Below are 20,081 nucleotides of genomic sequence, written 5' to 3'. Positions count from 1 at the left end.
GTCCAGGCGCCCGATCCCGGGCGCACCGACGAAGAGGATCCCATGGCCATCGGCTGGCTGACCGTGCTGCAGAGCGTTCCCTGGGCTGACGTGGTCAGCAACGCCCCGAAGATGGCCGAAGGGGCCCGCAGGCTCTGGGAGCTGATCGGCAGGAAGGGACCGGACGCGGCGACCACCGCGGACCGCACGACGCTGCCGGCGGATGACCCGCAGCAGGCCCGTCTGGCGCAGCGCCTGGCCGCGGTGGAGGCGCACTGCACCCAGCTGCAGGAGCAGCTGCAGGCCTCGTCGGCGCTGATCAAGGCGCTGGCCGAGCAGAACGAGCAGCTGGTGCGCCGCATCGAGGCCAACCGGAGCCGGGTGCTGTGGCTGGCCACGGCCGTGGCCGTGGCGCTGTCGATCACCGCCCTGCTGTGGCACGGGCCGGGCTGAGATCCGCACCGGCCAGCCACCCGTGGCAACCCGCAGCCATCACCCCGGGCGAACGCCAAGGGGCCAGCGGCGGCAAGCGACCCCGGACGGGGACTCAGTGGGACGTGATCACGCCGCAGGCGATGCGCGCGCCGGAGTTGCCGGTCGGCTGGGTGCGGTAGTCGTCCGGCCCGGCATGCACGATCAGGCCGCGGCCGACCAGGCTGTCGGCACCGCTCAGCGCGACCCCGTGCACCATGAACTTCTGGTCCACCACCCCGTTCGGATCGGCCTTCAGGTTGGGCAGGTCACCGGCATGGTGATCCGCATCCTGCGGGCCATGGGCCTTGGCCGCCGGGTTGTGGTGCCCGCCGGCGCTGCTGCCGTCGGGGGCGGAACAGTCGCCCTTCTCGTGCACGTGGAAACCATGTTCCGCACCGGGTTTCAGGCCGGTGAGGCGGGCGTGCACCATCACGTGGTCGCCATGCTGATGGAACATCACCTCGCCGGCGGCGGACTGGCCCTGCGTCGGCGCGAGGCGGGCATGCGCCATCGACATCATGTGGCCCGGACCGGGACCGGCACCATGCTCGCCGCGGGGACCGAAGGCCCCGCAGCCCGACAGGGTCAGCAGGCCGGCGGTCAGCATCAGGAATGAAAGACGCATGGAAGGCTCCTCGGTGCGTGGGACAGGATCCCGACTCTAAGCCCGCACCCCGGCGCCGTGATGACCTGACACAAGTCGTGACCGATCAGCCGCCACCGGCGGCCGATCGGCCCGCCACCCGGCTAGCGCTTGCCCTGGAGCTTGGCGAAGGCCGCGGCCATCGCGCCCCCCGCGGCCGGCGAGGCCGCCGCGCGGGACGGCGGCGCGGACCGCTCCCCCTTCGCGGCCGGCCGGTAGCTGTTGTCGGCCCTGGACGCGCCCTTGGCCGGAGCCGGTGCGTCAAGCTTCATCGTCAGCGAGATGCGCTTGCGCGCCAGGTCGACCTCGAGCACGCGCACCTTGACGATGTCGCCGGTCTTGACGACCTCGCGGGCGTCGGTGACGAACTTGTTGCTCAGCTGGCTGACGTGCACCAGCCCGTCCTGGTGCACGCCCAGGTCGACGAAGGCGCCGAACTGCGCGACGTTGCTGACCGTGCCCTCGAGCACCATGCCTTCGCTCAGGTCCTTGATGTCCTCGACGCCGTCGTTGAAACGCGCCACCTTGAAGTCCGGGCGCGGGTCGCGGCCGGGTTTCTCCAGCTCGACCAGGATGTCCTTGACCGTGATGGCGCCGAACTTCCCGGTCGCGTACAGCTCGGGCTTGAGCGTCTTCAGCACGTCGCTGCGGCCCATCAGCTCGGCCACCGGCCGGCCGGTGGTGGCGATCATCTGCTCGACCACCGGGTAGGTCTCGGGGTGCACGCCGGTGAGGTCCAGCGGGTTGTCGCCCCCGCGGATGCGCAGGAAACCGGCCGCCTGCTCGAAGGTCTTGGGGCCGAGCCCCGCCACGTCGAGCAGCTGCTTGCGGTTGCGGAACGCGCCGTTGGCGTCCCGCCAGCGCACGATGCTCGCCGCCACCGTGCCGCTCAGCCCCGACACGCGCGACAGCAGCGGCGCCGAGGCGGTGTTCAGGTCCACGCCCACCGAGTTGACGCAGTCCTCGACCACCGTGCCCAGCGTGCGGGCGAGCTCGCCCTGGTTGACATCGTGCTGGTACTGGCCCACGCCGATGCTCTTGGGGTCGATCTTGACCAGCTCGGCCAGCGGATCCTGCAGGCGCCGCGCGATCGAGACCGCGCCGCGCAGGCTGACGTCCAGGTCCGGCAGCTCCTTGCTCGCGAACTCGCTGGCCGAATAGACCGACGCGCCGGCCTCGCTGACCACGACCTTGTCGATCTGCGTGTCGGGCGCGATCTGCTGCAGGCGCTTGATCAGGTCGGCGGCCAGCTTGTCGGTCTCGCGGCTGGCGGTGCCGTTGCCGATGGCGATCAGGTTGACGCCATGCGTGGCGCACAGCTTGGCCAGCGTGTGCAGCGAGCCTTCCCAGTCGCGCCGCGGCTCGTGCGGGTAGACGGTGGACGTGTCGAGCACCTTGCCAGTGTCGCTGACCACCGCCACCTTGACGCCGGTGCGGATGCCGGGGTCCAGTCCCATCACCACACGCTTGCCGGCCGGCGCGGCCAGCAGCAGGTCGCGCAGGTTCTCGCTGAAGACCTTGATGGCGACGCCTTCGGCGTCCTCGCGCAGCCGCGTGAACAGGTCGCGCTCCAGGCTCAGGCTGAGCTTGACCTTCCAGGTCCAGGCCACGCACTTGCGGATCAGCGCGTCGCCGGGCCGGTTGGCGTGGCTCCAGCGCAGGTGGATGGCGATCCTGCCTTCCGCGAGGCCGGGTTGCCCGGGCACGACGTCCTCGGCCAGCACCAGCTTGGCGTCCAGGATCTCCTGGGTGCGGCCACGGAACACCGCCAGCGCGCGGTGGGATGGCACGCGGTGGATCGGCTCGTCGTAGTCGAAATAGTCGCGGAACTTGGCCACGTCCGGGTGGTTCTCGTCCTTGCCATCCATCAGCCTGGACTTGAACAGGCCCTCGTCCCACAGCCACTCGCGCAGGCCCTTGACCAGCGTGGCGTCTTCGGCCCAGCGCTCGCTCAGCAGGTCGCGCACCCCGTCGAGCACCGCCAGCGCATCGGCGAAACCGGCCTCGGCCAGCGCCTGGGCGCCACCGGCGTACGCGGCGACGAACGCGTCGGCCTGGGCACGCGGGTCGAGCGTCGGATCGGCGAACAGCGCATCGGCCAGCGGCTCCAGGCCGGCCTCGCGGGCGATCATGCCCTTGGTGCGGCGCTTGACCTTGTACGGCAGGTAGAGGTCCTCGAGCTCCTGCTTGGTCGGCGCGGCCTCGATGGCCGCGCGCAGCTCGGGCGTGAGCTTGCCCTGCTCCTCGATGCTCTTGAGCACGGCGGCGCGGCGGCTCTCGAGCTCGCGCAGGTAGCTCAGGCGCGATTCCAGCTCACGCAGCTGGATGTCGTCCAGGCCGTCGGTGGCCTCCTTGCGGTAGCGGGCGATGAACGGCACCGTGGCGCCTCCATCGAGCAGCGTGACCGCCGCGTTGACCTGGGCCGGGCGGACCTTGAGCTCCGCCGCAATCTGAAGAAGGATCTTTTCCACGCGCCTTGGGTGCCGTTTCTGGGAGGCGCGCAGTGTGCCACAGCCCCCTGGACGGGGGCTGCCGCCCCGGGCGGCACGTCGGGTGCCGCCGGCGATCGGCGCCGAAAATGTAACTTTCAATTACACTTCGGCGTCCTTTTTGCCCCTCAGGAGTCGACATGGCTGCCCCGCAGCGCTGGGACGAGATCGATCTGTTGCGCGGCCTGGCCTGCCTGTCGGTGGTCGGCTTCCACTTCTTCTGGCGCGGCCAGAGCGCCGACTGGATCACGCCGCACGCCCCCGCCTGGCTGGAGGCCATCGCCCGTTACGGCGACATGGGGGTGTCGCTGTTCTTCATGATCAGCGGCTTCGTCATCAGCCTGTCGGCCCGCCACCGCACGGTGCGGCAGTTCGTGGCCTCGCGGGTGGCCCGGCTCTACCCGGCCCTGTGGGTGGCCGCGCCGCTGACGGCCGCCACCGCCTGGCTGGCCCACGACGGCCGCTTCACCGTCGAGGGCTCGACGCTGCTGCTCAACCTGACGATGGTGCCGCAGTACTTCGGCGTCGACTTCGTCGACGGCGCCTACTGGTCGCTGGCGGTGGAGCTGCAGTTCTACCTGCTGGTGGTGATCGCGCTGGCCCTGGGGCTGATGCAGCGGGTGGAGTGGCTGGTGGGCGGCTGGCTGCTGCTGTCGATCGTCGACCTGCTGCGGCCGGTCTGGCCGCTGGAGTTCTGGCTGGCGGTGCACTGGGCGCCGCTGTTCGGCGCGGGCATGCTGGCCTGCCAGATCCGCCGCGAAGGCCCGAGCCTCGACCGCTGGCTGCTCTACGCGGCCTGCTGGATCCTGGCGCTGCTGTTCGCCTGGCGCGCCGACACCGACGCCCCGGGCCCGGCCGGACACGCCCACGACCCGTGGATCGGCCTGGCGCTGCTGAGCGGCTTCTTCGTGCTGTTCATCGCCATCGCGCTCGACCGCTGGCAGCTGCGGGCCAGCCGGCTGACCCGCTGGGCCGGCCTGCTGACCTATCCGGTCTACCTGCTGCACCAGAACATCGGCTACCTGGCCATCGAGGGACTGAACCGGATCGGGCTGGACCTGGTGCCGGCCGCGCTGCTGACGACCACCGCCGTCGGGCTGCTGGCCGTGCTGGTGCATCGCCTGGTCGAGCAGCCGCTGTCGCTGCGGCTGCGGCGCACGCTGGAGGGCCGTCGGGCCGCGGCCTGACGCCGCGCCCGCCCGGGGGCGTGCCGCCCCTCAGTCCGAACCCGGCCCGTCGAGGCGGCGCTGCAGCGGCTTGAGCTCGCGGCCCTGGGCCGGCAGGCGGCGCACGAACTTGAAGGTCGCGGTGGCGTGGGCACACAGCAGCCCCTCGGCGGTGCAGAGGCGGCCTTCGGTGAAGGCCAGCGTGGCCGTGCGGTGCAGCAGGGCGCCGGTGGCCACCAGCCGGCCCTCGCCCGGGCGCATGAAGCTGGTCTTGAGCTCGACGGTGACGACCCCCGGCCCGCCCCCGTGCTCGTCGCGGGCGCTGCTGCGTGCGGCATGGGCCATCACCACGTCGAGCAGCGTCATCAGCACGCCGCCGTGGGCGACCTGGAAGGAGTTGAGCAGCTCGGGGCGCAGGTCGAGGTGGATCTCGGCCTGGCCGGCCTCGAAGCGCACCAGCTCGAAGCCGAGGTGCTCGACGAAGGGGATGTGCACGGGAAACTGCATCGCGCCGCGCCGCTCAGAACTCGTAGTCCATCACCTGGCGGCTCGAGCGCATCGGCCCGAGCTGCGCGCCCACGGCCCGGTGGGTCGGGTGGTCCTGGTAGGCCTGCAGCGCGGCCAGGCTGTCGAAGGTCGACACCAGCACCACCTCGCAGCTCGCCTCCAGGCCGTCGGGCAGCGGCGTCGCCCGGCTGCCGACGTCGAACTCGACCATGCCCGGCACCAGGCCGCGGCAGCTCTCGAGCAGCTCGCGGAAGCGGACGGTCTGCGCCGGGTCCTTCAGGCCCCACATCACGATGTGACGGATCATGGCTCAGCGCCGGTCCGACGGGCCGGCGCCGATGCGCGGGCTCTGGTGGACCTGGCCGTCGTCGGGCAGGCGCGAGCGCCACACGATCATCAGCACGCCCACGATCACCGCCAGCACGCCGACGACCTTGGACACGGTGCCCAGCACCGCGTCATAACGACCCAGCACCCAGCCCAGGCCCAACAGCGGGATGCCGATGAAGAGCAGTTTCCAGCTCCAGCGGTCGAGGAATTTCAGGGTCATCACGTTGCGTCCGGAAAACAGGGAGAGAAACTGGGAAAGAGACAGCCCGCCAGCTTAACGCGAGCGCGGGCTCAGACTTCCAGCCATTCTCGCCGCAGGGCGGCGTCGGCCCTCAGCGCGGCGCTGCTGCCGCTGTAGACGATGCGCCCGTGGCCCATCAGCAGGCAGCGATCGGCGAGGTCCAGCGCCAGCGTCAGCTTCTGCTCGACCAGCAGCACGGCCACGCCCCGCTCGCGCAGCGTCGACAGCGCCGCGGCCACCTGGTCGACCACCCGCGGCGCCAGGCCTTCGGTCGGCTCGTCCACCAGCATCACGTCCGGATCGCCCATCAGCGTGCGCGCCAGCGCCAGCATCTGCTGCTCCCCGCCGGAGAGCACGCCCGCGGCGGTGTGGCGGCGCTGCAGCAGCGCCGGGAACAGCGCGTAGAGCGAGGCCATCGTCCAGCGCGGCGGGCGCCGCCGGGGCCGCCCCGGCTGCTCGCCCAGCAGCAGGTTCTGCTCGACCGTCAGGCGCGCGAAGATGTCGCGCTGCTCGGGCACGTAGCCGAGGCCGGCCCGGGCGATCTCGAAGGGCCGCAGGCCGAGCAGCTCGCGGCCGGCCCAGCGCACCGAGCCCTGTGCCGGCAGCAGGCCCATCAGGGCCTGGAGCGTGGTCGAGCGGCCCGAACCGTTGCGGCCCAGCAGGCTGACGATCTCGCCCGGGGCGACCTCGAAGTCCACGCCGTGCAGCACCCGGCTCAGGCCGTGACCGGCGTGCAGCTGACGCACCGTCAGCATGGTGGGCTCCCGGCGGGCGTGCCGAGGTAGGCCTGGCGCACCCGCTCGTCGGCACGCACCCGCTCGGGCGTGTCGAAGGCGATCAGCTCGCCGGCCACCAGCACCGCGATGCGGTCGGCCAGCTGGAAGACCACGCTCATGTCGTGCTCGACCACCAGCAGCGTGCGCCCGGCGGTGACCCGGCGGATCAGCGCCACGCAGCGATCGGTCTCGCTGCGACTCATGCCGGCGGTGGGCTCGTCGAGCAGCACGACCGGGGGCTCGCCGGCGATGGCCAGCCCGATCTCCAGCGAGCGCTGCTCGGCATAGGTGAGCTGGCGGGCCGGCAGGTCGCGCCGGTGCGCCAGGCCGATCTGCGCCAGCAGCTCGTCGGCGCGTCGCGTCACCGCCGTCATGCCCGACAGGAAACGCCAGGCCACCTGCCCCACCCCCTGGCGCCACAGCACCGCGCAGCGCAGGTTGTCGAACACGCTCAGGCTCGGGAAGAGCTGGCTGACCTGGAAGCTGCGCGCCAGGCCGAGCCGGTGGATGCGGTGCGGCGCCAGGCCGTCGATGCGCCGGCCCTGCAAGCGGATCTCGCCCGCGCTCGGCGCGAACTGCCCGGAGATGACGTGGAACAGCGTCGACTTGCCCGCCCCGTTGGGACCGATCACCGCCACGCGCTCGCCGGGGCGCACCCGCAGGTCGACCCCGCGCAGCACCTCGGTCGCGCCGAAGCGCCGGCTCACGCCCTGCAGCGCCAGCGCCCAGCGTGGATCGGCGCCGTGCGGATCGGGCCGGCTCATGGCGATTCCTCCGCCGGCGCGGCATGCCAGCGCGGCCGCAGGCGCGACCAGCGCCAGCGGGTCACGAGCGCGGCCGTGACCAGCAGGCCCGTCGCCACCACCCAGGGCAGCGGCCGGGTGCTGTCCAGCGGCACGCCCGCCAGGCGCAGCGGCACGCCGAGGTCGGCCTGCTGCAGGCGGTGGTAGAGCAGCTCGACCAGCGTGACGGCCGCCGCCAGCGTGAGCAGCGCGCCGAGCAGCACCGCCAGCGCCGCGGGCCGCAGCGCACGGCCGTCGGGCGCCCGCAGGCGGCGCACCCAGTCACCCAGCAGACCGATCAGCCCGCCGGGGGCCTGCATCACCATCAGGACGAAGGCCAGGCCGAGGTAGAGCAGCCAGGCCGGCGTCAGCGCCGACAGCAGCACCAGCGCCAGCACCATCAGCACCGCGCCCAGCACCGGCCCGAGCACATGGCCTGTGCCGCCCAGGAAGACGAACAGCAGGTAGGCCCCGGAGCGCTGCGCGCCCACCACCTCGGCGGTGACGATCTCGAACTGCAGCGCCGCCAGCCCACCGGCGACGCCGGCGAAGAAGGCCGACACCAGGAAGGCCGCATGGCGCACCCGGTGCACGCCGTAGCCCAGGAAGGCGACACGTTCGGGCCGGTCGCGCACGGCGTTGAGCAGCAGCCCCGCCGGCGTGCGCGTGTAGGCGCGCATCAGGGCGGCACTGACGACGGCGTAGGCGAAGATCAGGTAGCACAGCTCGATGGACGGCCCGAAGCTGATGCCCAGCACCGGCGCGCCGACCACGCGGTTGCCCGACAGCCCCTCCTCGCCGCCGAACCAGTCCGGCAGCATCGGCACCAGCGCGGCCACCAGCTCACCCAGGCCGAGCGTGATCATCGCGAAGGCGGTGCCCGACTTCAGCGTGCTGAGGTAGCCTAGCGGCACGGCCACCAGCAGGGCCGCCAGCCCGCCGGCCAGCGGCACCAGGCTGACCGGCAGCCCGCCCTCGCCCGTCAGGTGGCGCAACGCCTGCATCGCCGCATAGGCACCCAGCCCGCTGTAGACCGCATGGCCGAAGCTGTACATGCCGCCTTCGCCCAGCAGCAGGTGGTAGGACAGGCAGACGATGACGGCGATGCCCATCTGCGCCAGCAGCGCGTGGGCGAAACCGCCCGACCAGACCAGTGGCGCGGCCACCAGCGCCAGCACCAGCGCCCCCCAGCCGAGGGCCAGCGACCTGAAGCGGACCCCCATGCGTCAGCGCTCCGGACCACCGAACAGGCCGCGCGGGCGCCAGGCCAGCACCGCCACCAGCAGCAGGTAGGGCAGCACCGGCGCGGCCTGCGCCAGGCTCAGTCGCAGCAGCGGCCACAGCGGCGTCTGCGGACCGGTCTCGACCCCCAGGCGCTGCAGCAGCGTGGCCAGCGAACCGTCGACCGCCAGCGGCAGCGTCTGCAGCAGGCCCACCAGCAGCGAGCCGGCGAGCGCCCCACCCAGCGAGCCCAGGCCGCCGGTGACGACGACGACGAAGACGATCGAGCCCACCGTCGAGGCCATCGCCGGCTCGGTCACGAAGGTGATGCCACCGATCACCCCGGCCAGCCCGGCCAGCGCGCAGCCGCAGCCGAACACCAGCCGGCGCACCCGCTGCAGGTCGTGGCCCAGCGCCTCGACCATCGGCGCATGGGTCAGCGCCGCCTGGATCACCAGCCCGATGCGGGTGAGCCGCAGCAGCAGCCACAGCGCGGCCAGCATCAGCAGCGCCACGGCCATGATGAAGGTCCGCGTCAGCGGAAAGCGCGAACAGCGGACCAGCCCGTCGGCATCGCCCGCGCAGAGCGCCGCAGGCGCCACGCCGCGCACCAGCGACAGCCCGTCGTGCACCGAATGCACCAGCGTGAAGGCCGTGCCCTGCAGCTCGGCCGGCGGCTCGAACGGCACCGCGGCCCGGCCCCAGACCAGCTGCACCACCTCCAGCACCAGGTAGGACAGGCCGAAGGTAACCAGCAGCTCGGGCAGGTGGCCCCGGCCCTGCAGGCGGCGCAGCACCTGCTGCTCGAACAGCGCGCCCAGCAGCCCGGTCAGCAGCGGCGCGAGCAGCAGCGCCGGCCAGAAACCGGTCAGCCCGCCCAGCTGCCAGCCCAGGTAGGCGCCCAGCATGTAGAAGCTGGCATGGGCGAAGTTGAGCACGCCCATCATGCTGAAGATGAGGGTGAGCCCGGCGCTGAGCATGAACAGCAGCAGGCCGGCGCTGAGTCCGTTGAGCAGGGTGATGACGATCTGGTCCACGGCGCGAGTTTGCCTTGTCCGCCGACCGGATCGGCCCGCAGCCCGCCCGCGCCGGGTGGCGCCGGCTCGCGCAGGCGGTGGACAGGCCCAGGAGCTGAAGCGCAAATGACGGGCATCCCGCCTCCTTCTGCGGGCTTCGCACCGGGCGCTGCCCGCCCACACTGCCAGGGTCTGCATGCCGCGATCACGCGGCCGTCAAGGAAATCCACCCATGCCCGCCTGGTTGAACCACCTGTCCATCCGGAATCGACTGATCCTGAGCTTCGCCGTGGTGCTGACCTCGGTGGCCGGGGTCTCCGGGGTCGCGCTCTGGTCGTTCGAGCGCCTCAACGACCATGTGCTGGAGCTGTTCAGCACCAGCATGCCGCAGCAGCTGTCGGCCGCACGCATGGACGAGCTGCTGCAGGAATACCGCACGCTCGAGTTCGCGCACATCAGCGCGCTCGGCCCGGACGAGCAGAAGCCGATGGAAGCACGCATGGCCGAGGTGGTGAGCCTGATGGACACGACCGCCTCGGAAGCCTCGCTGGCCCGGGACGAGGCCTCGGCCATGAACGAGTTCGCCCAGCGCTGGAAGGCCTACCGGGCGGAGTTCGACGAAGGCATCCTGCCGATCTCGCGCGACTCGATGGGCACGATCGCCGTGCGCAAGATGAGCGGCGGCCACGAGAAGCTGTTCACCCAGCTGCGCCAGCAGGTGCAGCAGCTGTCGGCCCGCACCGGCGAAGCCGCCGAGCGGGTGCATCAGGCCGCGGACGCGCAGCGCCTGCTGGGTCGCCAGCTGGTGCTGGGGGCCGCGTTGCTGGCCATCGCCTCGGGCATGGCCATCGCGCTGCTGGTGGCGCGGCGCATCTCGGCCCCGGTCGAACAGGCCCGGGACCTGGCCCGTGCCGTCGCCGGTGGCGACCTGAGCCTGGCGCTGCAGCGCGGCAGCCATGACGAGATCGGCGACATGCTGGCCGCGCTCGGGGACATGAGCCAGGCGCTGGCCACGCTGGTGCACGACTTCCGCCAGAGCAGCCTGGCCATCGCCAGCGCCTCGACCGAGATCGCCAGCGGCAACATGGACCTGTCCGCGCGCACCGAGAACCAGGCCGCCGAGCTGCAGAAGACCGCCGCGGCGCTGCACGAGCTGACCGGCACCGTGCACCAGAGCACCGAACATGCGACGCTGGCCGCCCAGCTGGCGCAGGCGGCCTCGAGCGCCGCCACGCAGGGCGGCCAGGCGGTCGCGCGCATCGTCAGCACGATGAACGGCATCCAGGCCTCGAGCCGCCACATCGCCGAGATCATCGGCGTGATCGACGGCATCGCCTTCCAGACCAACATCCTGGCGCTCAACGCCGCGGTGGAAGCCGCCCGCGCCGGCGAGCAGGGCCGCGGCTTCGCGGTCGTCGCCGGCGAGGTCCGCAACCTCGCCCAGCGCAGCGCCAACGCCGCCCGCGAGATCAAGACCCTGATCACCAGCAGCGTCGAGCAGGTCGAGACCGGCGTGCAGATGGTCGACCAGGCCGGCAGCACCATCGAGGACGTGGTCCGGCAGGTGCGCAAGGTCACGGATCTGGTGGGCGACATCTCGCTGACCAGCGGCCAGCAGCGCGACGGGGTGGGCGAGATCAACCGGGTGGTCCACCAGCTCGACCAGAACACGCAGCAGAACGCGGCCCTGGTCGAGCAGACCGCCGCCGCCGCCGAGAGCCTGCGCCAGCAGGCCGCTCGCCTGGCCGAGGCCCTGTCACGCTTCAGGCTCGCGCCGCACTGAGCCACCGGCCACCCGGTGGCCCACGGGGCCAATCCCCCTGGCGCGCAGTGCAGCGGGGTGCTCACTACACTGCGCGGCATGAATGCGCCCTCTTTCGACCCGGCCCTGCAGACCGCAGGATTCGACCCCGCGCGCCTGTCGTGGCTGAACCGCTACGCGGCGCTGGGCGAGCGCTTCGGCACGCCCCAGGCCGCACTCGGCCTGCCGGGCGCTCGCTGGGTGGCGCGCAGCGACGGGCTGGCGGCCTCGCTGGGCTGGCCAGCCGACTGGAGCGAGCACCCCGACACGCTGGCCGTGCTCAGCGGCACCGGCCGCTGGCCCGGCATGGCCCCGATGGCCACGGTCTACGGCGGCCACCAGTTCGGCGTCTGGGCCGGCCAGCTCGGTGACGGCCGCGCGCTGCTGCTGGGCGAGATCGACAGCGCGGCCGGGCCGCAGGAGCTGCAGCTCAAGGGCAGCGGGCCGACCCCGTATTCACGCCGGGGCGATGGCCGGGCGGTGCTGCGCTCGTCGGTGCGCGAGTTCCTGTGCTCCGAGGCGATGCACGGCCTGGGCATCCCGACCACGCGGGCACTGGCACTGACCGCCTCCGACCTGCCGGTGATGCGCGAGCGGATGGAGACTGCAGCCGTCGTCACCCGCATGGCGCCGAGCTTCCTGCGCTTCGGCCACTTCGAGCACTTCTGCCACCACGGCCAGCACGAGGCGCTGCGCACGCTGGCCGACTTCGTGCTGCAGCACCACTACCCGCAGTGCCTGGACGCGCCCGTGCCGGTGGCCGCGATGCTGGCCGAGGTGTCGCGGCGCACCGCCGACCTGCTGGCCGACTGGCAGGCGGTCGGCTTCTGCCACGGGGTGATGAACACCGACAACATGTCGATGCTGGGGCTGACGATCGACTACGGTCCGTTCGGCTTCCTCGACGGCTTCGACCCCGGCCACATCTGCAACCACTCCGACGACCGCGGCCGCTACGCCTACGCCCGCCAGCCGCAGGTGGCCTACTGGAACCTGCACGCGCTGGCCCAGGCGCTGCTGCCGCTGGTGGGCGATGGCGGCGAGACGCTGGCCGAGGCGGTCGGCCACTACCGGGACCGCTTCCCCGTCGCGCTGGCCGCCCGCATGGCCGACAAGTTCGGCCTGCAGGACCACCGGGACGAGGACGGCGAGTTGATCAACGACGCGCTGCGCCTGCTGGCCGGCGAGCGGGTCGACTACACGCTGTTCTTCCGCCGCCTGAGCGACTTCGGGGCGTCGGCCACGGCCGATGCCGCGCTGGCCGACCTGTTCGTCGACCGCGACGCCTGGCAGGCCTGGGCGCAGCGCTACCGGGACCGGCTCGCGCTCGATGCCGGCGACGCCGCCGCACGGCGCGCGCGCCTGCTTGCGGTCAACCCGAAGTACGTGCTGCGCAATCACCTGGCCGAACAGGCCATCCGCCAGGCGCAGGCCGGCGATTTCAGCGAGGTGCAGCGCCTGCACCGGCTTCTGCAGCATCCCTTCGACGAACAGCCCGAGCACGAGGCCGACGCCGGCCTGCCGCCCGACTGGGCGAGCGGACTCGAGATCTCCTGCTCGTCCTGAACCCCTGGAGACCGCCATGACCCGTCCCGACCCGACCGTCCTCCTCGACCCCGCCGCCGTCAGCGACCAGGCATGGCGCGACCGGCTCGACCCGATCCAGTACGCGGTGACCCGCCAGGCCGCCACCGAACGGGCCTTCACCGGCAAGTACTGGGACCACTGGGCCGAAGGCCGCTACACCTGCGTGTGCTGCGGCACGACCCTGTTCACCGCCGACACCAAGTTCGACGCCGGCTGCGGCTGGCCGAGCTACAGCGCACCGGCCGACGCCGGGCGCCTCCAGCGCGTGGTCGACCGCAGCCACGGCATGGTGCGCGTGGAGGTGCGCTGCCGCCACTGCGACGCCCACCTCGGCCATGTCTTCGACGACGGCCCGGCCCCCACGGGCGAGCGGTATTGCATCAACTCGGCTTCGCTAGACTTCGCCCCTGACGCCTGAGGCCTGCCTCCGGTCCCGCCGCTGCCGGCACCCTGCCCTTCCGAATCGATGAAGCTGCTGCTCGACTTCCTGCCGATCGTCCTGTTCTTCCTGACCTTCAACGCCGCGGAAAAACGCGCCGACGAAGCGGCCACGCTCGCCACCGACTGGTTCGGCTTCCTGGTCGCCGGCGGGGCCGTCGGCCCCAAGGAAGCCCCGGTGCTGCTGGCCACGGTCGTGGTCATCCTGGCCACGCTCGGCCAGGTGATCTACCTCAAGCTGCGCCGCCAGAAGGTCGACACCATGCTGTGGGTCAGCCTGGCGCTGGTCACGGTGCTGGGCGGCGCGACCATCTACTTCCACAGCGACACCTTCATCAAGTGGAAACCCAGCGTGCTGTACTGGGTGATGTCGGCCGCCTTCGCGCTGAGCCCGTGGCTGGCGGGCAAGAACCTGCTGCAGGTGCTGATGGGCGAGCAGGTCAGGCTGCCGGCCTTCGCCTGGAAGCGGCTCAACCAGGCCTGGGTGCTGTTCTTCGCCTTCATGGGCGGCCTGAACCTCTGGGTGGCCTACCACTACGACACCAGCACCTGGGTCAGCTTCAAGGCCTTCGGTGGCATGGGACTGATGCTGGTGTTCATGGTCGCCCAGGGCTTCTACCTGACCCGCCACCTCGAGACCGACAAGGAGTGAGACGATGACCGCTGCCCCTGCCCCCTCCAGCGACGGACCCGTCACGGCCGCCGACATCGACGCGGTGCTGCGCGCGGCACTGCAGCCCGACAAGCTCGTGGTCGACAACGAGAGCCACCTGCACGCCGGCCACGCCGGAGCGGCCGAAGGCAGCCATTTCAGGGTCACGATCACCAGCGCGCGCTTCGCCGGAACCACCCGCGTGGCCCGTCATCGCCTCGTGTATCATGCCTTGAATGGCCTGATGCCACGCGGTATCCACGCGCTGGCCATCGTCGCTGAGGCCGAGTGAGCGGCCGGTCGCACAAGGACCTGCACGCGCCACCCGGGATCTCCGACCCGAACTCGCCCCCCGCTGCGGGCCGCCCGGCCTGCCGATCACCGGGGTGAGGCTGTCCCATCCCCTGAACAGGTTCCACCGTCCATGAAGAAGCTCTCGATCGCCGTGTCCGCTGTCGCCCTTGCAGCCGCCTTGCTGCCGGCGCTCGCCTCGGCTCAGAACATCGCCATCGTCAACGGCAAGGCCGTGCCCAAGGCCCGCTTCGAATCGTTCGTCGAGCAGGTCACCAAACAAGGCGGCCAGCCGCGCACGCCGGAACTCGAGCGCCAGATCAAGGACGAGCTGGTGCTGCGCGAGATCTTCCTGCAGGAAGCCGAACGCCGCGGCCTGCAGCGCAGCCCCGAGTACAAGGTGCAGATGGACATCGCGCGCCAGAGCATCCTGATCCGCGAGCTGTTCAACGACTACCAGAAGACCGCCGCGGTCAGCGACGCCGAAGCCCGTGCCGAGTACGACAAGGCCCGTGGCCAGGCCGGCGAGAAGGAATTCCGCGCCCGCCACATCCTGGTCGAGAAGGAAGAAGAGGCCAAGGACCTGGTCGCGCAGCTGAAGGCCGGCGCCAAGTTCGAGGACCTGGCCAGGAAGGCATCCAAGGATCCGGGCTCGGCCCAGAACGGTGGTGACCTCGACTGGGCGGCCCCGGGCAACTACGTGCCCGAGTTCTCCCAGGCCATGACCCAGCTCGAGAAGGGCAAGTTCACCGAGACGCCGGTCAAGAGCCAGTTCGGCTTCCACGTCATCCTGCTCGAGGACGTGCGCGAGGCGCAGTTCCCGTCGTTCGAGGAAGTCAAGCCGCAGCTGGCGCAGCGCCTGCAGCAGCAGAAGCTGGCCAAGTTCCGCGACGACCTGAAGGCCAAGGCCCGCACCGACTACAAGTTCAGCGAGTGAGCCTGCGGGCCATCCGCATCCAGGGCGCCGCGGCGCCCTTTTTCACGTCCGCATGCAGCCTCAGGCCAGCGCCGTCCAGGCCGTCAGCGCCGCGATCAGCACCGGCTGGTGCAGCAGGTAGTAGCCCAGCGAATGGCGTCCGAGCCAGGCCAGTGCGCGCACCGGCCGGGTGACAGGTCCGGGCGAGCCGGCGGCCATCTCCCCTTCGGTCCGCCGGCGCAGCACCAGGCGCCCCGCCCACAGCCCGAGCAGCAGCACGCCGGACCACGGCAGCAGCGGCACATGGTCCTCGGTGGGCGGCTTGTGCGTGCCCAGGCCGATCCACCAGGTCCAGCGGCTGTCGAACCACGGCGAGGACCACAGCAGCGGCAGCACGAACGCCGTCAGCGCCAGCAGCGGCAGCAGCAGGTCACCGCGCCGGCCCCGGCAGGCCGGCGCGAGCAGGCGGGCGCCCAGCACCATCAGCAGCAGGCCGTGCAGCACGCCGGAGCTGATCCAGCGCTGCGGGAACATCAGCGCCGACCCGGCACTGACCAGCACCGCGGCACCCAGCAGCAGGCGCCAGCGACGCCAGAAGCGGGGCCAGCTCACCGACTGAGCCTGTGCCACCGCCTGGCCGGCCCCGGCGCAGAACAGGAAGATCGACAGGATCGCCACGCGCTGGCCGGTCCAGAACGCATCGTCCAGGAAACGCTGCGGTGGCATCAGGCCGAAGTGGTTCAGGTCGAAGGCCAGGTGGAAGGCGGTCATCCACAGCATGGCCAGTCCACGCAGCGCATCCAGCAGCGGCAGACGCGGCTCGGCAGCGGCACTGGCGGACCCAGGCGGGGACGGAGGGGCTTGCATGCCCGAACGATAGCGCAGCCACCGGACCGCGACGCCCAGGCGACAGCGGCGGGGCCGCGGCTGGGCTACGATGGGCCGCACCACCGCAGCCCGGACCCCTCCGCATGCCCCACAGCTCCGATGCCCCGCGCCGCAGCGCCGAAGAACAGGCCCGCCTCGAGGCCTCGCTGACCGAGCTGTTCGAGCAGCGCATCTGCTTCAACCAGGTGCTGGGGCTGAAGGTCGTCTCGATGGACCCGGCGCGCTTCAGCATGCGCTTTGACATGCGCCCCGACCTGGTGGGCCACTATCTGCACGGCCGGCTGCACGGGGGCGTGATCTCCGCCGTGCTCGACGCGACCGCGGGCAACGCGCTGGTGCTGGCGATCGCCGAACGCCACGCCGACGAGAGCACCCCCCAGGTGCTGCATCGCTTCGCACGCGTGGGCACCATCGACCTGCGGGTCGACTACCTGCGCCAGGGCCTGGGGCGGCATTTCATCGCCAGCGCCGAGATCACCCGGCTGGGCGGACGGGTCGCCTCGACGCTGATGAAGCTGCACAACGACGGCGGCGAGCTGATCGCCACCGGCGCGGCGGCCTACATCGTCAGCTGAAGGTCCCGACGGGCCACCACGCCGCCATCGCTTGACCCCTCTCAAGCGGGGCGGCTGGCGGTCGGAGCAGGATCGGGACTTCCTGCCCGTCCGGTGAGGTCGACCATGAGCCGCATCCTGATCCTGCAAGGTCACCCCGACCTCAGCCGGCCGCACCTGGGCCATGCGCTGGCACAGGCCTACGCCGACGGGGCCCGTGGCGCCGGCCACGAGGTGCGCACCGTGACGATCGGCGAGCTGGATTTCCCGCTGCTGCGCAGCCAGGCGCAGTGGCAGGACGAGCCCGTGCCGGCAGGCCTGCTGCCGGCGCAGCAGGCCATCCTGTGGGCGCAGCACCTGGTGCTGTTCTTCCCGCTGTGGCTGGGCGACATGCCGGCCCTGGTCAAGGCGTTCCTGGAGCAGGTGGCGCGGCCGGGCTTCGCGCTGGGCCGCCCGGACGATGCCGACGCCGCCGCCCATCCGATGGGGCACAAGCTGCTGAGCGGCCGCTCGGCGCGGGTGGTGGTCACGATGGGCATGCCCGCGCTGGTCTACCGCTGGTACTTCCGGGCACACAGCGTGCGCGCCCTGGAGCGCAACATCCTGGGTTTCGTCGGCATCGCCCCGGTGCACGAGACGCTGATCGGATCGGTCGAGTCCCTCGACGAGTCGGCCCGTGCGGACTGGCTGCGCCAGCTCGGCCGGCTCGGTGCCGCAGCCCGCTGAGCCGGGCCGCCGTCGCGCCCCCGCCGCGATACGCGGATGACGCATGGGGTCAGGCCGCAATTGGACCGACCGGAAACGGTCAGTCAGGCGATGATGCTGGAACTTGCGGCCCGGATCCCCGGGGCGCATGGTCCCTGCCACCGACCACGCCTGCACCACGATGACATCCAGCTCCTCCACGCCGCGACGCAAGCTGCTGGTGATCGATGACGAGCCGACCATGTGCGAGCTGATCGGCGAGATCGCCCGGCACGCCGGCTACGACGTGCAGACCACCACCGACGCGGCCACGCTGCAGTCCTTCCATGTGCCCGAGCTGTCGATCATCGTGCTGGACCTGTCGATGCCCGATCGCGACGGCATCGAGGTGCTGCGGGAGCTCGCCGCGCTCGGCACCCGGGCCGGCATCGTGCTGATCAGCGGCTTCGATGCCCGCGTGCTCGAGACGGCCCACCGGCTCGGCGAGGCCGAGGGCCTGAACATGGTCGGCCACCTGGCCAAGCCGCTGCGGGTCCCCGAGCTGATGGCGCTGCTCAAGCGCTGCCTGCCGGGCCTGGACGAGCGCGCGAGCCCGGTGGCACGCGCACCCGCCCGGCCGCAGCTCAGCGCCCAGGCGCTGCGCGAGGGCATGGCGCGCGGCCAGCTGGTGATGCACTACCAGCCCCAGGTGCGCCTGAGCGACGGGGCGGTGACCGGCATCGAGGCGCTGGTGCGCTGGCAGCATCCGGACCACGGCCTGCTCTACCCCGACGCCTTCATCCGCATGGCCGAATCCGAGGGCCTGGCGCTGGAGCTGACCGAAGCGGTGCTGCAGGCCACGCTGCACGACTGCGCCGAATGTTTCCGGCAGGGCATGGCGCTGCCCACCGTCTCCATCAACCTGCCGCCCGAGGCGCTGACCGAGGTCTCGTTTCCCGACCGGGTGATGCAGCGGCTGGCCGAGCTGCGCATTCCGGCGCGGCACATCGCCTTCGAGCTCACCGAGACCTCGCTGTCGGGTGAACCCATCACCGCGCTGGACATCCTCACGCGCCTGCGGCTCAAGGGCATCCACCTGGCGATCGACGACTTCGGCGTCGGTTATTCGTCGATGGAGCAGCTGCAGAAGCTGCCGTTCACCGAGCTGAAGATCGACCGCCAGTTCGTCCAGGGCCTGGGCAGCAGCGCCAGCGCCGACGCGATCGTGCGACGCACCATCGGCCTGGGCCACGACCTGCACCTGAAGGTGCTGGCCGAAGGCATCGAGACCCTGGAGCAGTGGCGGGCCCTGCAGGCCCTGGGCTGCGACCTGGGCCAGGGCTACCTGATCGCCCGCCCGCTGCCGCGCCCGGCCCTGGCCGCGTGGCTGGCCGGCTGGATTCCACCGGCCCTCGGCTGAGGCCCGCATGGACGCGTCGCGCCTGAAGGAAGTCGCCACGCAGGTGCTGTCCTGGCAGCACCGCCTGCCGCTGGCCGAACGCCTGCAGCTCAACCAGATCGGGGCCATCGGCACCGTCAGGCTGCCGTTCCGCCGGGTCGGCGGCGCCGACCCGGCGCAGCAGCAGGCCACCACCGGAGTGACCGAGGTGACCGAGGCAGCGGCCGCCCCCACCGCCTCGTCGCCGGGCCGGCTGCACGCGCTGCGCCAGGCCTGGCGCTCGGCCATCCGGGCGCTGCGCTCGCGCCTGCCGCCGCGGCTCGGCGGCATCACGGCGGACACCGAGGCCGGGGCGGACCGGCTGCAGCCGGCCTTCACCGAAGATTTCATCGCCCCCTGGTCACCGGCCCAGGTGGCCCGCTGGGCCGCCCGGCACGGCAGCACCGAGCCGCCCGGCGAGGCCGACTGGCCCTGCCGGGAAGTGGCGGTCGAGCCCCCCCCCGGCGGCGGCGACGGCACCGAAACGGTCTGGCTGCACCTGCTGACCGCGGCCATCGTGCGCACGGGCGCTTCCGGCGAGGACCGCCAGCGCCTGCTCATCGCCCCCGCCGGCGGCGGCCGGCCCGTCGTGCTGGGCCGGCGCCGGCTGAGCCGTCGGCGCATCGCCGCGGCCGCCGGCCTCGCGCTGCTGCTGATCCTGCTGCCGGCGGCCGCCTGGCGCTGGTGGCCCGGTGCCACAGGGGGCGCGGCCGCCCATGCAGCGGCGCCAGCGGCCTCGGTCGCCGCCTCGGCCGCCCGTGCGGCCAGCGCTGCGGAAGTGGACAAAGTGGCGACAGCGGCCAGCGCCGAGCCGACCAGCCCGGCCGCCAGCGGCGTCCCCGACGGGACGGCCGAAGCCGCCTCCGCGGCCGTCGAGGGTCGCACCGCGGCGTCCGGCCCCATGCCGGCGGCCTCGGCGGCCCCGGCCAGCGCCCCCCGGGTCGACCCGCCCCCCCCGGGCTACTACGCGCTGGTCAGCCGCGGCCCGCACACCACCGCACGCTGCAAGGAGCTGTTCGAGCGCATGCAGGTGGCCCAGCAGCGCCACGGCCCGACCGACCCGCCCAGCCGCACCGAGCTGATGACCGGACGCGACGGCAGTTGCCACGCCGTGTGGTGGCCGTTCACCAGCCGCGACGAGGCCACGCGCGCGCGCTGGAGCCTGGCCACCCGCGGCGTGACGGTCGACGTGGTCGAGTTCTGACGGC

General features: G+C 72.0%; 22 protein-coding genes and 1 pseudogene. 13 read left to right on the top strand and 10 right to left on the bottom strand.

Annotation, left to right across the window (positions count from 1 at the left end):
* Positions 1–42 precede the first annotated feature (42 nt).
* A complete protein-coding gene (locus C7444_RS04175) occupies positions 43–432 on the top strand; it encodes a hypothetical protein (protein WP_110399579.1) in 390 nt (129 codons plus the stop codon).
* A 94-nt stretch (positions 433–526) separates the two neighbouring features.
* Here C7444_RS04175 and C7444_RS04170 read toward each other — a convergent pair whose 3' ends face one another.
* Both C7444_RS04170 and C7444_RS04165 read right to left on the bottom strand, forming a co-directional pair.
* Positions 527–1,078 (bottom strand): superoxide dismutase family protein, encoded by a 552-nt coding sequence (locus C7444_RS04170; RefSeq protein ID WP_245909403.1) that lies wholly within the window; start codon positions 1,076–1,078, stop codon positions 527–529.
* Positions 1,079–1,200: 122 nt separating this feature from the next.
* The gene (locus C7444_RS04165; RefSeq protein WP_110399578.1) at positions 1,201–3,567 is read right to left on the bottom strand and encodes a Tex family protein; all 2,367 of its coding nucleotides are present in this window, start codon (positions 3,565–3,567) and stop codon (positions 1,201–1,203) included.
* Positions 3,568–3,725: 158 nt separating this feature from the next.
* Here C7444_RS04165 and C7444_RS04160 point away from each other — a divergent pair, with 158 nt between their 5' ends.
* On the top strand, positions 3,726–4,772 hold the full coding sequence (locus tag C7444_RS04160; protein WP_110399577.1) for an acyltransferase family protein: 1,047 nt from the start codon (positions 3,726–3,728) through the stop codon (positions 4,770–4,772).
* A 30-nt stretch (positions 4,773–4,802) separates the two neighbouring features.
* Here C7444_RS04160 and C7444_RS04155 read toward each other — a convergent pair whose 3' ends face one another.
* The 7 genes from C7444_RS04155 to C7444_RS04125 form a co-directional block, all read right to left on the bottom strand.
* Entirely contained in the window at positions 4,803–5,258 is a 456-nt protein-coding gene (locus C7444_RS04155; protein WP_110399576.1) for a PaaI family thioesterase, read from the bottom strand.
* A 13-nt stretch (positions 5,259–5,271) separates the two neighbouring features.
* Entirely contained in the window at positions 5,272–5,565 is a 294-nt protein-coding gene (locus C7444_RS04150; RefSeq protein ID WP_110399575.1) for a Dabb family protein, read from the bottom strand.
* Between the two features lie 3 nt (positions 5,566–5,568).
* Positions 5,569–5,808 carry an HK97-gp10 family putative phage morphogenesis protein gene (locus C7444_RS04145; protein ID WP_110399574.1) on the bottom strand — a complete coding sequence of 80 codons (240 nt, stop codon included), beginning with the start codon at positions 5,806–5,808 and terminating at the stop codon, positions 5,569–5,571.
* Positions 5,809–5,879: 71 nt separating this feature from the next.
* Complete coding sequence (locus C7444_RS04140) at positions 5,880–6,584, bottom strand: ABC transporter ATP-binding protein (protein ID WP_110399573.1); 705 nt, start codon at positions 6,582–6,584, stop codon at positions 5,880–5,882.
* Positions 6,578–7,369: an ABC transporter ATP-binding protein gene (locus C7444_RS04135; protein WP_110399572.1), complete on the bottom strand. Its 792-nt coding sequence runs from the start codon at positions 7,367–7,369 to the stop codon at positions 6,578–6,580. Before C7444_RS04135 ends, C7444_RS04140 begins: the two co-directional genes overlap by 7 nt.
* Positions 7,366–8,610, bottom strand: a complete 1,245-nt coding sequence (locus C7444_RS04130; protein WP_110399571.1) for a branched-chain amino acid ABC transporter permease — start codon at positions 8,608–8,610, stop codon at positions 7,366–7,368. Before C7444_RS04130 ends, C7444_RS04135 begins: the two co-directional genes overlap by 4 nt.
* Before the next feature lie 3 nt (positions 8,611–8,613).
* A complete protein-coding gene (locus C7444_RS04125; protein WP_375136907.1) occupies positions 8,614–9,588 on the bottom strand; it encodes a branched-chain amino acid ABC transporter permease in 975 nt (324 codons plus the stop codon).
* A gap of 232 nt (positions 9,589–9,820) precedes the next feature.
* On the opposite strand from C7444_RS04125, the pseudogene C7444_RS21025 reads away from it, so the two are divergent.
* The 7 genes and pseudogenes from C7444_RS21025 to C7444_RS04095 all read left to right on the top strand — a co-directional run.
* Positions 9,821–10,621, top strand: a pseudogene (locus tag C7444_RS21025) (MCP four helix bundle domain-containing protein); the annotation flags it as partial.
* The gene (locus tag C7444_RS21020) at positions 10,598–11,407 is read left to right on the top strand and encodes a methyl-accepting chemotaxis protein (protein ID WP_445683275.1); all 810 of its coding nucleotides are present in this window, start codon (positions 10,598–10,600) and stop codon (positions 11,405–11,407) included. The pseudogene C7444_RS21025 and the gene C7444_RS21020, both read left to right, overlap by 24 nt.
* 78 nt (positions 11,408–11,485) lie before the next feature.
* Positions 11,486–12,991, top strand: coding sequence for a protein adenylyltransferase SelO (locus C7444_RS04115; protein ID WP_110399568.1), 1,506 nt, complete (start codon positions 11,486–11,488; stop codon positions 12,989–12,991).
* A gap of 16 nt (positions 12,992–13,007) precedes the next feature.
* Entirely contained in the window at positions 13,008–13,430 is a 423-nt protein-coding gene (gene msrB, locus C7444_RS04110) for a peptide-methionine (R)-S-oxide reductase MsrB (protein ID WP_110399567.1), read from the top strand.
* A gap of 48 nt (positions 13,431–13,478) precedes the next feature.
* Positions 13,479–14,102: a septation protein A gene (locus C7444_RS04105; RefSeq protein WP_110399566.1), complete on the top strand. Its 624-nt coding sequence runs from the start codon at positions 13,479–13,481 to the stop codon at positions 14,100–14,102.
* 4 nt (positions 14,103–14,106) lie between these two features.
* Complete coding sequence (locus C7444_RS04100; RefSeq protein ID WP_110399565.1) at positions 14,107–14,394, top strand: BolA family protein; 288 nt, start codon at positions 14,107–14,109, stop codon at positions 14,392–14,394.
* Between the two features lie 132 nt (positions 14,395–14,526).
* Positions 14,527–15,330 carry a peptidylprolyl isomerase gene (locus C7444_RS04095; protein ID WP_110399564.1) on the top strand — a complete coding sequence of 268 codons (804 nt, stop codon included), beginning with the start codon at positions 14,527–14,529 and terminating at the stop codon, positions 15,328–15,330.
* A 60-nt stretch (positions 15,331–15,390) separates the two neighbouring features.
* Here C7444_RS04095 and C7444_RS04090 read toward each other — a convergent pair whose 3' ends face one another.
* Positions 15,391–16,176, bottom strand: a complete 786-nt coding sequence (locus tag C7444_RS04090) for a heparan-alpha-glucosaminide N-acetyltransferase (protein WP_110399563.1) — start codon at positions 16,174–16,176, stop codon at positions 15,391–15,393.
* 104 nt (positions 16,177–16,280) lie between these two features.
* Between C7444_RS04090 and C7444_RS04085 the strand changes: the two genes are divergently transcribed.
* The 4 genes from C7444_RS04085 to C7444_RS04070 all read left to right on the top strand — a co-directional run bounded on the left by C7444_RS04085 (position 16,281) and on the right by C7444_RS04070 (position 20,077).
* Complete coding sequence (locus C7444_RS04085; RefSeq protein ID WP_110399562.1) at positions 16,281–16,772, top strand: thioesterase family protein; 492 nt, start codon at positions 16,281–16,283, stop codon at positions 16,770–16,772.
* A gap of 105 nt (positions 16,773–16,877) precedes the next feature.
* Positions 16,878–17,477 (top strand): NAD(P)H-dependent oxidoreductase, encoded by a 600-nt coding sequence (locus C7444_RS04080; protein WP_110399561.1) that lies wholly within the window; start codon positions 16,878–16,880, stop codon positions 17,475–17,477.
* 127 nt (positions 17,478–17,604) lie between these two features.
* Entirely contained in the window at positions 17,605–18,855 is a 1,251-nt protein-coding gene (locus tag C7444_RS04075) for an EAL domain-containing response regulator (protein WP_110399560.1), read from the top strand.
* A gap of 7 nt (positions 18,856–18,862) precedes the next feature.
* Positions 18,863–20,077 carry a hypothetical protein gene (locus C7444_RS04070; protein ID WP_110399559.1) on the top strand — a complete coding sequence of 405 codons (1,215 nt, stop codon included), beginning with the start codon at positions 18,863–18,865 and terminating at the stop codon, positions 20,075–20,077.
* Positions 20,078–20,081 lie beyond the last annotated feature (4 nt).

It is taken from the genome of Sphaerotilus hippei (assembly GCF_003201595.1).
Classification (GTDB): domain Bacteria; phylum Pseudomonadota; class Gammaproteobacteria; order Burkholderiales; family Burkholderiaceae_C; genus Sphaerotilus; species Sphaerotilus hippei.
The sequence above is the reverse complement of the archived record's forward strand: the minus strand, read 5'-3'. Positions and strand labels throughout refer to the sequence as shown.